Source organism: Streptomyces sp. P5F9 (assembly GCF_057961495.1).
Genome location: NZ_JBXVPZ010000250.1, coordinates 1 through 13,974, shown reverse-complemented (window position 1 = coordinate 13,974; position 13,974 = coordinate 1). Strand labels below are relative to the sequence as shown.

At 68.8% G+C, this 13,974-nt stretch carries 16 protein-coding genes, 1 tRNA gene and 1 pseudogene; 12 read left to right on the top strand and 6 right to left on the bottom strand.

What is annotated here, in order from left to right; all coding sequences use genetic code 11:
- The 10 genes from AC31A1_RS31775 to AC31A1_RS31730 form a co-directional block, all read left to right on the top strand.
- Positions 1-422: hypothetical protein (locus tag AC31A1_RS31775; protein ID WP_489656639.1), on the top strand; the 422-nt coding region annotated here is incomplete at its 5' end.
- A gap of 120 nt (positions 423-542) precedes the next feature.
- Positions 543-962, top strand: coding sequence for a hypothetical protein (locus tag AC31A1_RS31770; protein ID WP_489656638.1), 420 nt, complete (start codon positions 543-545; stop codon positions 960-962).
- Between the two features lie 209 nt (positions 963-1,171).
- Positions 1,172-2,851: a hypothetical protein gene (locus AC31A1_RS31765; protein ID WP_489656637.1), complete on the top strand. Its 1,680-nt coding sequence runs from the start codon at positions 1,172-1,174 to the stop codon at positions 2,849-2,851.
- 153 nt (positions 2,852-3,004) lie between these two features.
- Positions 3,005-3,415 (top strand): hypothetical protein, encoded by a 411-nt coding sequence (locus AC31A1_RS31760; RefSeq protein WP_489656636.1) that lies wholly within the window; start codon positions 3,005-3,007, stop codon positions 3,413-3,415.
- A 45-nt stretch (positions 3,416-3,460) separates the two neighbouring features.
- Positions 3,461-3,943: a hypothetical protein gene (locus AC31A1_RS31755; RefSeq protein WP_489656635.1), complete on the top strand. Its 483-nt coding sequence runs from the start codon at positions 3,461-3,463 to the stop codon at positions 3,941-3,943.
- A gap of 105 nt (positions 3,944-4,048) precedes the next feature.
- The gene (locus AC31A1_RS31750) at positions 4,049-5,590 is read left to right on the top strand and encodes a hypothetical protein (RefSeq protein WP_489656634.1); all 1,542 of its coding nucleotides are present in this window, start codon (positions 4,049-4,051) and stop codon (positions 5,588-5,590) included.
- A gap of 100 nt (positions 5,591-5,690) precedes the next feature.
- Positions 5,691-6,599 carry a deazapurine DNA modification protein DpdA family protein gene (locus tag AC31A1_RS31745; RefSeq protein WP_489656633.1) on the top strand — a complete coding sequence of 303 codons (909 nt, stop codon included), beginning with the start codon at positions 5,691-5,693 and terminating at the stop codon, positions 6,597-6,599.
- A gap of 73 nt (positions 6,600-6,672) precedes the next feature.
- Positions 6,673-7,077, top strand: a complete 405-nt coding sequence (locus AC31A1_RS31740) for a hypothetical protein (protein WP_489656632.1) — start codon at positions 6,673-6,675, stop codon at positions 7,075-7,077.
- A gap of 81 nt (positions 7,078-7,158) precedes the next feature.
- Positions 7,159-8,217: a phosphoadenosine phosphosulfate reductase family protein gene (locus AC31A1_RS31735; protein ID WP_489656631.1), complete on the top strand. Its 1,059-nt coding sequence runs from the start codon at positions 7,159-7,161 to the stop codon at positions 8,215-8,217.
- A gap of 67 nt (positions 8,218-8,284) precedes the next feature.
- Positions 8,285-8,737 (top strand): hypothetical protein, encoded by a 453-nt coding sequence (locus tag AC31A1_RS31730; protein WP_489656630.1) that lies wholly within the window; start codon positions 8,285-8,287, stop codon positions 8,735-8,737.
- Positions 8,738-8,849: 112 nt separating this feature from the next.
- Here the strand turns inward: AC31A1_RS31730 and uppS are convergent, their stop codons facing one another.
- The 5 genes from uppS to AC31A1_RS31705 are packed head-to-tail and all read right to left on the bottom strand — an operon-like array spanning position 8,850 to position 12,554.
- A complete protein-coding gene (uppS, locus tag AC31A1_RS31725; protein WP_489656629.1) occupies positions 8,850-9,557 on the bottom strand; it encodes a polyprenyl diphosphate synthase in 708 nt (235 codons plus the stop codon).
- 34 nt (positions 9,558-9,591) lie between these two features.
- Complete coding sequence (locus tag AC31A1_RS31720) at positions 9,592-10,191, bottom strand: hypothetical protein (RefSeq protein ID WP_489656628.1); 600 nt, start codon at positions 10,189-10,191, stop codon at positions 9,592-9,594.
- Positions 10,188-11,447: an MAB_1171c family putative transporter gene (locus AC31A1_RS31715; RefSeq protein ID WP_489656627.1), complete on the bottom strand. Its 1,260-nt coding sequence runs from the start codon at positions 11,445-11,447 to the stop codon at positions 10,188-10,190. Before AC31A1_RS31715 ends, AC31A1_RS31720 begins: the two co-directional genes overlap by 4 nt.
- Before the next feature lie 34 nt (positions 11,448-11,481).
- Positions 11,482-12,009, bottom strand: a complete 528-nt coding sequence (locus AC31A1_RS31710; protein ID WP_489656626.1) for a hypothetical protein — start codon at positions 12,007-12,009, stop codon at positions 11,482-11,484.
- 29 nt (positions 12,010-12,038) lie between these two features.
- A complete protein-coding gene (locus AC31A1_RS31705) occupies positions 12,039-12,554 on the bottom strand; it encodes a hypothetical protein (protein ID WP_489656625.1) in 516 nt (171 codons plus the stop codon).
- A 351-nt stretch (positions 12,555-12,905) separates the two neighbouring features.
- Between AC31A1_RS31705 and AC31A1_RS31700 the strand changes: the two genes are divergently transcribed.
- A complete protein-coding gene (locus AC31A1_RS31700; protein ID WP_489656624.1) occupies positions 12,906-13,442 on the top strand; it encodes a hypothetical protein in 537 nt (178 codons plus the stop codon).
- 129 nt (positions 13,443-13,571) lie between these two features.
- Positions 13,572-13,658: transfer RNA gene (locus tag AC31A1_RS31695), tRNA-Ser, on the top strand.
- Positions 13,659-13,733: 75 nt separating this feature from the next.
- Here the strand turns inward: AC31A1_RS31695 and AC31A1_RS31690 are convergent.
- A pseudogene (locus AC31A1_RS31690) lies at positions 13,734-13,974 on the bottom strand (bifunctional DNA primase/polymerase); the annotation flags it as partial.

Genomic DNA, 13,974 nt, shown 5'->3' with positions numbered 1-13,974 from the left:
CGCACCGCCCCAGCGTGCCCACTCACCAACGGAAGGACCCCACCGTGACTCTCGACTCCGCCCCCGCCTACCGCGCCCGACTCGACAAGAGCCTGTCGACCTTCCTCCTGGTGGTGAACGACGAAGGCGACTACAGCCGACTCGGCGAGGACACCTACATCCCCGAGAGGCGCGTCCTGCACATCGAACGCGTCGCCGCTCACCCCGTCGAAGCCGCCATGCAGCGCGACGCCCTAGACGACTCCGTGTTCGAGTCGCCGTACAAGGTCCTCTCGTACACCGCGCGCAGCGAGGCGCAGGCCGTCGGGCTCGCCATACGCGACCACCACGACGAGTGGGCGCTGCTCATGCTCGAAGACGTCCTCTACGCCGACGAGAACGCCTTCCCCGGCATCGCCGACCACTTCCACCACGGCGACTGACCACACGAGCCGCACCAGCCTCAACAACGCGAAGCAACGCGCTCTTACGCGTGCGCGCGCGTAGAGGTCTCTCAAAACTCGCGAAATCCCGTCTCCTAGCCCTTGGAAGGACCTTCTCTGATGAATGCTCCGATGCCCGTTGTTGAGCTGACCACGGCGCACATCACCGTCACGTTGGACGCCTGGGACCGGCCCGTCGTGGTGCTCCCCGACGCCATCGCAGAGCGGCTGGCCGTCTCCTCCCGTACGGACAAGAAGGACTACGGCTACTGCCACTTCGAGTCCCGGCGCTTCGACGCCGACACGTTCGAGACCCGTGCGATCCGGGCGGTGTTCGAGGCCGTTCTTGCCGAGAACCCCGATGAACAGGGACTTGGTCAGTTCCGGCAGTTCGGCACCGGCTACTTCTACGGATGGATCGTCGGTGAGTCCGGCTGGGACACGGCCGTGCGTACGTGGAAGGACTACGACGCGACCAAGCACCTTCACGTGGATGGCAGCCACCTCCACCACGACGGTCGCAGTCACTTCGGCTCGTGACCTCAAGCCCAACGGCAGGCCCCCAGGCCGGGGGTCGGACGTCGGCCATCTCCCCCCGTTCTCCCCGTGCGCTGTCAGTACCCGCCCATAGGCTCGCTGACCTGCGCACGGGGCTACTCCGCCGGTCTGGTCACACGCCAGGCCCCGCCCACGTTGAGGTTCTCGTGAGTACACCCGCCAGCACTCTCGCCCACCGTTCCGTGTTCGCCGTGCCCGACGCAGAAACGCTGCTCGATACCGTCCGCTGGGTGTCCGGGGCGTGGTTGAAGAAGAAGTTCCCGCGCACCACCGTGCAGCTTGGCACCGGTCAGCACGCGCTCGACGAGTCCTCCCTACTGTTGTCGCAGGCCGCGTACGACCAGAGCGGTACTGAGTACGCCACCCGAATCCAGCTCCGCGAGGACAAGGCCGAGGCGACCTGGCGCACCACCGTGACCGCCGTCCGCTCCACCACGGGCGACGGCGGCACCGTGAGTGTCGACCTGGAGTGCTTCCCGAACAACGGGCAGATACTGCGCCCCAGCAAACCCGGGATCATCCGTGACCTGGTGGGGGAACTGGAACCGCGCGACGGCATGTCGCGGCTCAGCGTCAACGCGCTGCGCGTCACCCGCGACCGCGTCGGCCAACTCGTCGACGTGCTGTGCGACCCCGGGCGGCAGATGCCCACCGTCGTTGCCGCGCGACCGGTGCAGCCTGATCCCCTGTGGTCGGAGCGCGTGGCCGGCACGATGCGACAGCTCGCCGGAGACGCGTCCTCTTACCTGCTCTGGGACCTGGCCACGGTCGACGCGTTCCGTGAAGCGATCGGCCACGACCATCGCGTCGGCCCCGGCACCGTGCGCACCTTCCTGCCGCTCGTCGATCCGGCGTGGGCACCGGACGCGTCGCGGCACCGATTCCTCGGGCCCGTACGGTGGACCGACCCGTCCGACAGTGCATGGCACGGCGTCGCCCGCCGCGTGCACGCGTTCGCTCTGGAGCGGCCCCTGCCCCGTCAGCTCTCCACCGTGGCGTTCCCTGACCGTGTCGCCGAACAGCACCGGCAGGAGCGCCGCGAGTCCATGGACAAGGCGCGGTTGCTCGCGGCCGTACCGATGCAGCGGGCGGGCGAGCACGAGGAGGAACTGCGCGCCGAGGTAAGCCTGTTGAACGGACTGCTGGAGCAGGCCGACAAGGAGCTGTCGGAACTCGGGCGGACCGTCGATCTGGCCGAGTGGACGAACGCGTCGGCGCAGGACCAGCTCCAAGCGGTCATCGCCGAGCGGGACGGCGAGATTGAGGACCACCTGACGACGCTGGACGCGTTGCAGCAGGTGAGGGCCGAGGCGGACCGGCTCCGGCTCTTGCTGCTGCGTCAGGGACGCTCCGAGGAGGTTGCAGAGGCCGCCGAGAGCCTGCCGGGCATACCGTCGTCGTTCGAGGAGCTGTGGGAACGTCTGGGGGAGCTGGAGCACCTGACAGTGACCGCGGACCGGCGGATCGCGTTGGGGCTCGACGAGCACCCGATGTCGCGCACCTGGGCGGCGAAGGGCTGGACGGCCCTGGTCTCCCTCGATTCGTACGCTGCGGCGGCGCGCCACGGGTTCAACGGCGGGTTCTACCAGTTCTGCGTGACCCCGCCCGCGGGGGCGAAGCCGTACCCCGTCAAGCAGGTCGCGATGACGGAGAGCGCGCCGACGATGGAGCAGTACGGGCACGAGCGGCTGTTTCCGATCCCCGACGGCGGGTGTGCAGAGATGCAGGCGCACCTCAAGCTCGCCGCACGCGGCAGGATCGCACCGCGGGTGTACTTCCTGGACGACGTGAAGGGTACGCGGGGCGGCAGTGCCGGCCGTCTCGTCGTCGGATACGTCGGACCCCACCTCACCAACATGATGACCAACTAGGTCCCGCTCGACGTTCGGCTCAGCGCACGGCGTCTCGGGGGTCGACCAGCTTATTTCCCAGGGATCACTACCTCCGACATGACGCGTGCTGTACTATTTGAAGTGTTGGTGGAGAGCAACCGCCAGCAAGATCCGAACCGAAAGGGGACCGTCGTGCCCTTCAACTCCGCCTACCCCAGCGTGGACAAGATGACCGCCCTGTACGGGCCGCTGCGCGTCGTCCTCGCCGACTCCGGCCCAGTTGGTGTCGCCCGCGAGCATGCACCCGATTACTCCGTGGAACTCCTCGTCGGCAAGACACTGCGTGAATCCGTCATCAACGGTGCGGTCCTGATGATCCGACTCGTCGAGTACACCGACCCGGTCACCCTCACGGTGCGATACGGCGTCGAGAAGTGGAGCGTCGTCGGCTTCCGCACCGTCGATCACGCGGTGCGCGCCGTGTCCGAAGTCGAGTACGTGCGACAGGTGCGTGCCGAGTTCGCCGCCCCTGCCTTCCCCCTGGGCCGCGAGCGGTTCACCGGAGGACTGGCCACCTTCTACGACAGCACCGACGTCGTCTGACGCTCGCCCTGCTCTGCACTCCCTCAACACCGAAGGACCGACACCATGGCCATGACTGCACGCAAGACGCCCACTCCGGCACACCGCCGCGCGCTGCTCGGCGCACTCGCTGACCCCAAGGGCCGCGTCCAGGAGACCAACACCCGTGTCCTGGAGGCCATTTGCCTCTCCCGCTGGGTGACCGAGGTGACCAACACCGGGCGGGCCGCCGCAGGCGCACGCTGGGCCGGGTACGACGGGCCGACGTTCCTGGTCATCAACAGCCGGGGCCGCCGCGCGCTGCTCACCGACGCGGGCAACGCCGCACTCCGCACCGCCGGGCCGGACGGTCGCCTCCCGGGCGGTACCCCGTGGCCGACGGCGAACGCCCTGCACCGCGACGGCCTGATCGAGTTCCGCGACGCCAATGGCACCGTGCACTCCAACGACGGCGACGATGGCGTACACGGTCCCCTCTACGCGCCGTTCGTGACCGAACTGGGCAGCCGCTTGACCACCGGCTTCCCGCAGTCCCAGCGCACCGCCTGACAACCCACCACACGCTCTTCCCGGCCGGGGCGCCGCAGTCGCGCCCCGGCCACCTTCCGGCGGGAGAGCAACCCGCCAAAGACCCGAACCCGAAAGGCCCCGCTCGTGGTTGCCACGGCCCAGACCACCCTGTTCACCCTGCCCGAGCCGTCCGCCCCAGCCCTCATGCCCAGGGCAGTCGGCAAGATGCGCACCGTCCTCTCGTACGGACTCGGCGCCGACTCGACGGCGATCCTGCTGAAGTTCCTCGCCGCGCCCGAGGACTACGGACTCAAGCGGGACCTGTCCGACCTGGTGGTCGTGCACTCTGTGACCGGAGACGAGTGGCCGGACTCGCTCTCGTACGTCGACCGCCTGGTGCTCCCGCTCCTCGCGGCCCGGAAGGTGCGCACCGTCCAGATCGCGCGCGGCGGACGCCGCGACGCCGACGGAGTGGTCATCCTCAGCGACACCCGCACGCCGAGGTACGTCCGCCCGGTGGGTCCTTGGCGGCTGTCGACCGAGCTGCGTGCGGCCGGCACGGTGCCCCAGATGGCTTCGGGGCGTAGGACGTGCTCAATTCGGTTTAAGGGATGGTGCCTTGACGCCTGGGCCGCGCACGAGTTCGGCACCACGCCGTTCCGCCGGGTTATCGGCTACCACGCTGGAGAGCCGGACCGCGCGGAAAAGGACACGGAGATCCAGCAGCGTCACAACCGGGACGCGGGACGCGTGATCTGCGAGCCGTACTACCCGCTGATCGAGGAGGGCATGTCCCGGGCCGCCGTCGAGGCGTACGTGTACGGGCGACTCGGCGAGAAGATCAAGAAGAGCTACTGCGCGCAGTGCCCGTTCAGTGGCGTGTGCGCGTCCAGGGAGCGGCACGAGGACCGTCTTCGGGAGCACCCGGAGATCGGGTCCGCGGTCCTGATGATGGAGTACGCCTCGCAGGCCCTGAACGAGAAGGTCGCGCTGTACGGGGAGCGCTCCCTGTACCAGCAGCTCGCCGAGGACCCGCGCAACAACGAGGTGCTGACGCGGTTCGAACGGGACCTGGAGGGCGCGCCGTTCGCGCTGTACGAGGTGAGGCGCCTGTACCTGCCGGGCCGGACGAAGGACTGCCGGACCTGGCACGGCAAACGGTGCTCTTCGCTGCGGTGGTGGTGCCGTACGAAGCGGTCGACGGAATGCCGGCGGCGCCACCAGGCGGGCGGGAGCGTGCCGTCGTGCGGCGGGGCCGATCCGGCGTGCCGAGGGGAGCAGGCGAAGGGGCAGGCGTGGCGGTCGGTGCGGACCGTGTGGGAGGGCTCGCGGTCCGACGCGGAGATGACGTTGCTGCGGTGGGGCCGGGAGGCGGGCGCGCGGGTACGTGCCGGGGAGAAGTCGGTGATCCGGCGCGCGCACTACCTGGAGGCGGGGGACGGTTACCCGTCGGCGGTCGCGTACTTGGTGGCGGCCCCGGCAGGCGTCGAGGACAAGCAGCGCACGGCGAAGAGGCCGGACGCGGGGTTCGAGGCGAAGTGGACGCGGGTCACGGGCTTGGTGGGGACGCGGTGGGCGCCGGTCCGGCCGCTCGTCGTGCAGAAGCGGGGCCGGACGATGGGGCCGGTGCCGGTGCGCCTGCTGCGGAATGAACAGAGCGCGTCGGAGGTGGAGCTGACGGCCTGATATCTAAGGCCGAGTAGACCAAGTGTGACGTGTGCTGTATTATTTGGGGTGTTGGTGGAGAGCAACCGCCGACGAAGACCCGAATCGAAAGGGACTCCTCGTGAAGTCCATCGCACTCTTCGACGTGCCCGCGGCTGCTGCGGTCGTTCCCGCGCTACCGCCGGGCCCCGTCGACCCCGGCCGTACCTATCTCCAGTACGGCGAGGCCGACCGCTGGAGCTACCTGGGCACGCATCAGCCGTCATGGCTGGAGCGGCCCGAGTTCGGCGGCAGCCTGGCCGTGCCGCTGTGCGTCTCGCACCGCCGCCTCGCCGGGCGGCGCCGCCTGCCGCGCGCCGTCACCTCCTGGATGCTCGACTCCGGCGGGTTCACGGAACTGAGCATGTACGGCAAGTGGACCGTGCCCCCGGCCCAGTACGCCGCCGCGGTACGTCGGTACGCCGACGAGGTGGGCGAATTGGAACGCGCGGCGATCCAGGACTGGATGTGCGAGCCGCAGATCCTCGCCAAGACCGGCCAGACGATCTACGACCACCAGTGCCGCACCGTCGCCTCGTACCTCAACCTGATGTGGCACGACGACGAACTTCCGTGGATGCCCGTCCTCCAGGGCTGGACGCTGGACGACTACCTCCGGTGTGTCGACATGTACGCCTCCATGGGCATCGACCTCACCGTTGAGCCGCTGGTCGGTCTCGGCTCCGTGTGCCGACGGCAGTCCACCAAGGAAGCCGTCCAGATCGTGGAGACCCTGTACGGACTCGGCATCCGCCTGCACGGCTTCGGCTTCAAAGCGACTGGCCTACGCGAGGTCCACCACCTCCTCTACAGCTCCGATTCCCTCGCCTGGAGCTTCAACGCCCGCCATCACGCCCCGCTGTCCGGCTGCGCGCACAAGACGTGCTCGAACTGCCCCCGGTACGCGCTCGCGTGGCGAAACCGCCTCCTGGCCTCCCTGTCCGACTGGCAGCAGGACAGCGCGGTGTCCCCGCTCGACCTGACGGCGTGACCGTCCGCCGGGGCGCTGCCCGCGCCCCGGCCCTCTCTCTCGCTCACCCCAACTCCCGAAAGGGCACAGCGCCATGACCGCGCCGTTCCTGTCCCCGTTCCTGCCCGAGACCCCGCGCAACCGGGAAAGCCTCGCCGCCGCGTGGCTGCGGATGCTCGAACTCGGCTACGCCCCGCGCACCGAGCTGTTCGACGAGCCCGAGGACTGCACCCGCACGCGATGCGCAGGCGTCCACCGTGGCTACCCCGGCAGCGAGCACCGCTGGGCCCTGCACGACCTGCTGTGCGGCGAGGACATCGACGTCTACTACAGCCACATGCGGGACCGGAAGGGTGCAAACCCCGCCCCGCCCCGCCGTCACAAGGGCTGCCCGTACGGCGGGCCCGGCAAGGCCGCGGCGCGTGCCGCCCGCTACGTCGAACTCGGTCTCGCCATCCCCGCGTGGGACACCGACGCTCGCGTCGCGCTCACGGCCTGACGTCTCGCCGGGGCGCGACCTAAACCGCCGCGCCCCGGCACCCTCCCAGCCTTCCGCCCCGAACCTCCCGACGAGGACACCGTGAGCGCTCAACTGACCCTGTTCGCCGACTCCACCCTCGCTCCCGCGCCGAAGCGCGTTCGCCGCGTCCACCCGTCCGTGCCCGAAGTGCCGGCCACGACCATTGCGACCGCGCTGCTCCGCGCGGCCGACTGGATTCTTCTGAACTCCAGTGGTGGGAAGGACAGCCAGGCGATGGCCTCCCACGTTTGCCACCTGGCCGCCAAGCTCGGCCTGCTGCACCGCGTCGTGATCGTGCATGCCGACCTCGGGGACATCGAGTGGGCGAACACCCGCCAGCTCGCCGAGGAGCAGGCCCGCCGCCTCGGCGTGCGGTTCGAGGTAGTCAAGGCCGAGGGCGGCGACCTCCTGGCGCGCACCGTCGCCCGCTTCTTCAAGCTGAAGGCGAAGGCCGAGAAGGAAGCCCGCGAACAGGGTCTCGACCCGGCAACGGCCAAGGTCGCCCCGGCTTGGCCTTCATCCTCAGCTAGATGGTGCACTTCGGACTTGAAGCGGGGCCCGATCCGGAAGCTGATGACGCGGCTCGTGGCCGAACTCGGCGACCTGGGACGCCCGGTGCGCATCCTGAACTGCATGGGCCAGCGGGCCGCCGAGTCGGCGCCGCGCGCCAAGCTCGCTGCGGTCGAGATCGACCGTCCGGCGAGCAACGGCAAGCGGCACGTGACGACGTGGAGACCGATCCACGGATGGACGGACGCGGAGGTCTGGAAGGAGATCGCCCGCTCCGGCCTTCCGTACCACGAGGCGTACGACTGGGGCATGAGTCGCCTGTCCTGCTCGTTCTGCGTACTCGGGTGTGAGGCGGACGTCGTCCTCGCCGCGCGGCTGCGCCCGAAGAAGGCCGCTCAGTACGTCGCCGTCGAGACGAAGGTCGGCGCCGACTTCAAGCACGGCCTGTCCATGCGCCAGATCGTCGAGCGGGCGAAGCAACTCGACGCCGAGCACGGCGAGTTGCAGCGGCCCCCGCGCGGCACCGCGCTCTCCGGCTACGTCGGCAAGAAGGCCACCCGCGAGTACCTCGCCCGCGTCGAGCGCGGAAGTCTTGGTCTTGCGGCGTGACTCCGCCGCACTGCTCCACCACGGGCCGGAGAGCAACCGGCCCCCAGACCCAAACTGGAGAATCCCCATGTCCCGCACCACCCGATCGCACACGATCGCTGGACACCTCACGGACGGTGGCCTCACTCGCCTGCACCTGACCGAGGTCGAGCAGCAGGAGGGGCAGCCCGGTCGTCACGAACACGACGGGTTCGCCGTGCGGCAGCACCGTGACGACGCCGGGACGCTCGTCGTCGTCGCGGGCGCGTACGGCCCGAACTGGCTCCGGACCTTGGCGGAGATCAGTGGCCGGCTGGAGCAGCCGCACGTGAAGTGCACGGTGCTCTCCGACCCGCCGGGCCTCGGCGACCACGAGGTCCTGGTCCGGTGGGCGACGTCGGCGGAGTTGCAGGCCCGCAAGAAGGTCCAGGCCGAAAGGCAGGCCCCGCTCAAGGCCCTCCTGGCGAACGCGGAAGCCAAGCAGCGGGCCGAGGAAACGCGTCAAACCCTTGAGAGTGCAGGGCAGTTCGGTCTGTTCTGAACAGCAGCCCGCGAGACCGGCCGGGCGGTGTCAGTGCCGTCCGGCATGCCTGCGTACCGTCCATGAGGGGCTCCAGGATGATCCTGGAGGCCCAAGCTGAGGACTGTCCGGCTCATCGGCCGAAGGTGCGGCGCTGCTCCGTGTGGACGGCCAAAGCATCAGCGAGCAGGGTTCGGTCGTAGTCGGGCCACCATCGCTCGTCGAAGTGGAGGGTCGCGTCGCATGCCTGCCAGAGCAGGAAGCCGGAGAGGCGGCGCTCTCCGCTGGTGCGAATGATCAGGTCCAGGTCGGGCAGGCCGGCCGTGGTCAGGTACCGCTCGATCGGCAGTCTGACCGAGGGGTCGTACTCCGGGCAGGTAGCTGCTTGGTGGGCGGCCCGCCGGATCTCGTCGTGTCCGTCGTACCCGACGCCGAGGCAGACCGCCATCCCGTCCCGCTCGACGGTGGTGGCTTCGGCGTACTCGATCGCCTTCAGGAGCTGCGGGGTGGCGTAGCCGCGGAGGGTGCCGTTGTGCAGGACGCGGACGGGCCCGGAGGACTCGTCCGCGACGTCGTGCAGCAACTCGGCGATGACGTCGACCAGGACGGCAACCTCCTCGGTGTCGCGGAGGAAGTTCCGGCTCGACATGAGGAACACGGAGGCGGCGTCCAGGCCGAGTTCACGGCAGTCGCCGAGCACTTGGCGGACGGCGAGGGCGCCGTGCTGGAAGCCGCTGGCCGCGCTCACGCCCCGGGCCGCGGCCCATCGGCGATTGCCGTCGGCGATGATGGCGACGTGGCGGGCCGATGCGCCGGGGGCCGGGTGCGTTGAGGTCTTCATGGCCGGGTGGTGTAGGTGGCCGGATCGGCTTACGTCACGAGCTGAGGGCGGCGAAGACCAGGCCCGCGGTTGCGGTGCCCGCGACCGCTCCGGCGATGGTCTGCGCGAGGGTGTGGTCACGGAGGGAGATCCGGGACCACGCGATGACCGCGACGATCGGGTAGACGATCCAGACGAGCGGGCTCCAGGAGAGGGCGAGCATCGCCAGGGCGCCGCCGGCGACCGCGGTGTGCACCGAGATCTTCCAGAAAGCGGTGACCGGGAGGAGGACGGCGAGCGTGGCGAGCATCGCGACGACGAGGGCGACCATGGCCTTCGGGGCGTCGAGCCAGACCATGAGACCAATGCCGGTCGCGACCGACGCCATGATGACGGGTATGAGCAGTATCCGGCGCTGCCTCTGGCCTACGTGGCGGTCGGCCCACATGCCGCGCCTCATGCCGTACTTGATGTAGGCCATCGGGATCACGGCCGCAAACACGATCGCTTCCAGCGCCCAGACGAGGCCGCTGAGCGGGCTGTCCTGAGCAGCGCCAACCCCGAGGCTGACCAAGACGATGACGTTCTTCGGCTCCATGCCGTCGGTGATCCGTCGGGCGAGAGCGTTTTCGGTGCGGGGGACGGTGGCGGTCATGCCGAGACTTCCTGGAGAGAGTTCTGGTTGGCGAGGACGCGGGCGGCGTCGACGATGCGGGGCGAGGCGTGGTGGCTGGACACACGGGTTAGCCAGGCCGCGCTCCTCTCAAGGTCGTCACGCATCGACAAGGTGAAGGCCACAGCGGGGCTCCGCTCGTACGGTTCACCCTCGACGGCCTTCGTACGGGCGACGTGCAGGCAGAGAGCTTCGGAAGCAGCGCGGGCTTCAGCGCCGTGCAGGCCCATGGCCCGGGTGGCTGCGAGAGCGCGGGCCGGGAGGGTCTTCTCGACCCACGGGCGGAGTGTGACGGAGGCGTCGACGATCTCCACGACGCGTTCGTCGAGGCGCCCGTACAGGTCACGCAGTCGACGGCGGTCCTCGGCGAGAGACGTACCGGTCTGGAGGTGCCGCGCGATGGTGTCCGGCGGGAGGACCGAGACGAGGTCCACCCACAGGGGGCGCAGGGCGATCAGACTGCGGCGCTGCCGGACAGCTCGGATGACCACGTCGGCCGCCCGCACGGAACTTCCAGCGATGGTCATCAGAATCGTCACGAACTGGATGAGGCTGCCACCGCGCTGGAACTGGAGTTCATTGAGCGGGTAGTTCCAGCCAGTCAGGCCGCAGAAGAGGTAGCTGAATCTGTAGACCGGGTACAGCGCGCCCACCGCGGCGCCTGCGCCCTGAAGACGCATGCACAGTCGGAACAGACGCGACTGTGTACGCCGGGCGGCCGTGAGGCAGAGGGCGGCCGACGCGGTCAGCGCGAGGCCCATGGGCAGCAGATACAGGGTGAGATGGAGGGTTCCAGCGAGATCGCCGTACTGCGGGGTGGCGAAGTCGGTCGAGCCGTCGGGGGCGGTGATCGAGTGCGCGGCGAACGGGAACGCCACGGTCGCGGCGACTCCGGTGACGGCGAAGACGATCATGCGGGGTCGCAACTGCGTCCACCGGCGCCATGTCGGCTCTGGGTCGCGGGGCGGGACGATCGACTCAACCCAGCCGAGCAGGAGCATGCACGACAGCATCACCAGCAGGTGCTTGGGCAGGATCGCCAGGTCGTCGATGCCGGTGCTGTTGGCGAGGGCGTGTTCGATGACCGTCAGACGCAGGGTGGCGCCGACGGCGAGCGTCGTGAAGGTCCACAAGATGGCCCACTGGCCACTGGTCGTGGGACGGGCGTACAGGCGGAAAGCCACCACCGCCCAAAGGGGGACGGTGGTGAGGAGGTCTATGACGTCGTCAGTGGGCACGGTGAAACGAGGCTCCTGGCAGGAAGTGGACGGGTTACAGGGAGCGGTGGAGTCGGTCCAACAGCGGGTCGGACTTGTAGCGGGTATCGCGTGCGCGCCGGTCCGCCTGCTTGCGCAGGAGGAAGGCGAAGGCTTCGGCCTGGCCCTCGATCTCCGCGTACTCCGCGTCGTGCGGACCTTCTTGTGAGCGAGTTCGCCCGAGGAGACAGCCGTCGAGGAAATCGGCGGTGAGGAACTCATAGGGCTCTGCTGGCCGGGCCGCCGGAAGCTCGATGGGCTTGTGACCAAGGAAGAAGTGGCCACCCTCGTGGGCGAGTACGTGCACGGCCGCCGCCCCGTTGAGGCCCGGGTCAACCCACATTGCGTCCGACTCTTGGTCAGGGCGCGTGAGCCAGAGACCGCTGGCCGGCACTCCGGGGAGAGGCGACTCCCCGCGGAGCAGCTCCAGGGGGCGGGGGTAGTGCGCCTGGATGGCAGCGAACAGGGCGCTGAGGGTGAGGGGAACAGGTATCTGGAAGCCGTCGAGCGCCTGTTGGACGTGTTTGTCGGGGCGGTGGATCACCGGCGTTGCGCACCTTGTGGGGGAAGTGGTCAGTGGTCTTCGGGGGGGACGTCTGTCTGAAGCCCGTCTTCCATCTGCTCAAGCTGTTCGAGGTGTTGGACGTACCTGGCTGCACGTTGTCGTCCCTCAAGCGAGAGTCGGCCAGCGGACCGGGCGAGAACCTGAATGGACTCGTCATGGTGCTCTGGACTCTTCACCGCTGCGATTCGTTGCAGCTCCGCCAGCACCTTGTTAGCGATCTCACTCGGCTCGCTGGGCTCGTCGTCGGTGACCGCGGCGAAGACGTCGAGCGGCATCTTGAAGAACCACGCCAGGTACGAGGCCATGAGCACGCTGGGGCTCTTGATGTCTCCGCGGCGCAGCTTGCGGATGTACTCGTCGGTGATGCTGCCGGCGCCGAACTTCTTGTTGATCTCGTGGGCCACCTGCGTGGGGGTGTATTCGGTGTACGTGCGAGGTCGGTCGGGATTCTCTACGGCACTGGCCTTGAACAGCAGGTTCAGGCGTTCCGTGAAGGACCCCGCCGGGGCATGGCGTGGCGTCACGTTGGGTCGATCTCTCTAGCGCGGACGGTGAGGGCATGGCCACCATACCGGGAAACCAACAATCCGGGGGGCTTCCTGTGAGGCCACCCAGATCGTTTGACGTGTGCGGTGTTGTCGTTCTTTGATTGACCCCTGAGTAACACGGTCCGACTCCGGTCGATCACCGTCTGCTCTATCCATCCATGCCCGCATGCCGGAAGCACGAGAGGCGTCACATGCTCCAGTACCTCCAGTCCGCAGCCGTGTACACGCGCTCTGTTGGACCTGGATATTCGCTGGACCACCCCTCGGCACGCCCTCCAGCATCGAACTAACATTCGACCACGTGTCATTCGACGAGACGGACAGCTTGTGACGATCTCCGACGCCATGTCTCCACTGCGGGCCGCCAGCCTGCGGACACCCGCAGCCGGACAGGCTGACGCCGTGCCCTTCCTCGGCGCGGAGAACTCCCTTGAGTTCCGTATCGGCCCCGAACACGGTCCTGCCGAAGCAATGCGGCGCTCTCGCCGGTTCGTCGAGATGGTGCTGCCGGCGCTGCTCGCCACGGCGCCCGAGGCGACGACCTTGGCTCAGTCGGTGCTCGCGGTGCTCACGGAGTTGGTCGACGTCACTTCGAGGCACCGCGCGAGCGTCGACCTGGCGGGCCGCATCTCGTACGACGGCGCGCACGTTCTGGTCACGGTTGGCGAGATGGACCAGGCGTTGCCCGCGCCGGAGGACGAACCGGGCCTGTACCTCGTGCACCGCTTGGCCGACGATGTCGGGCAGTACCGGAGCGACGACGACGGCTATGTGACGTGGGTGTCCGTGCCGGTTCGGCCAGAGGCCGTCAATACTCAGCGTGACGGCCGGGCTCGCTCACGGGGGTCCGTGCGACGGGCCTGAGGGCGGCATGGAAGTCTGGGCCACGGACCAGTTTCCGGAGCCCACGGACCATGCACGGACCAAGCCCCCACGGAGTGGTGCGGGCCCGGTAGGCTGTAGCCCGCTCCGCAGCAGGTGAGGCGGGGTCCAGGTGGGTTGCCCGAGCGGCCTAAGGGAACGGTCTTGAAAACCGTCGTGGCAGCGATGTCACCGTGGGTTCAAATCCCACACCCACCGCAGTGTTGTAAGGGGTGTCCTCCATGGAGGACACCCCTTACGCGTGTCTGCAGTCGCGCGTGCTCGGGAGCGGGTTTACGGCCGATGCCCCGTCATCCGAGCCGCCGAAGCGATCGTTGCCCGCGCTTCCCGTTCCGACAGCCCCGTGCCCAGGGCCGCCTCGATCAGGGGGGCGACCAGCGCGGGGCCGATGTCGTTCTCGTAGGCGCGGCAGGCTGCCCAGAAGAGGCGGGTGTTGCGTTGGCCCTCGTGGGCGGCGAGGACGAACTGGACCAGGCCCTGGCCGTGTTGGCCGGTCGAGGTGGGGGTGGGGTGG

Coding starts and splice junctions, on each gene's coding strand:
- AC31A1_RS31770 (WP_489656638.1), top strand. CDS start 543: ATGAATGCTCCGATGCCCGTTGTTGAGCTGACCACGGCGCACATCACC.
- AC31A1_RS31755 (WP_489656635.1), top strand. CDS start 3,461: ATGGCCATGACTGCACGCAAGACGCCCACTCCGGCACACCGCCGCGCG.
- AC31A1_RS31740 (WP_489656632.1), top strand. CDS start 6,673: ATGACCGCGCCGTTCCTGTCCCCGTTCCTGCCCGAGACCCCGCGCAAC.
- AC31A1_RS31730 (WP_489656630.1), top strand. CDS start 8,285: ATGTCCCGCACCACCCGATCGCACACGATCGCTGGACACCTCACGGAC.
- uppS (WP_489656629.1), bottom strand. CDS start 9,557: ATGAAGACCTCAACGCACCCGGCCCCCGGCGCATCGGCCCGCCACGTC.
- AC31A1_RS31720 (WP_489656628.1), bottom strand. CDS start 10,191: ATGACCGCCACCGTCCCCCGCACCGAAAACGCTCTCGCCCGACGGATC.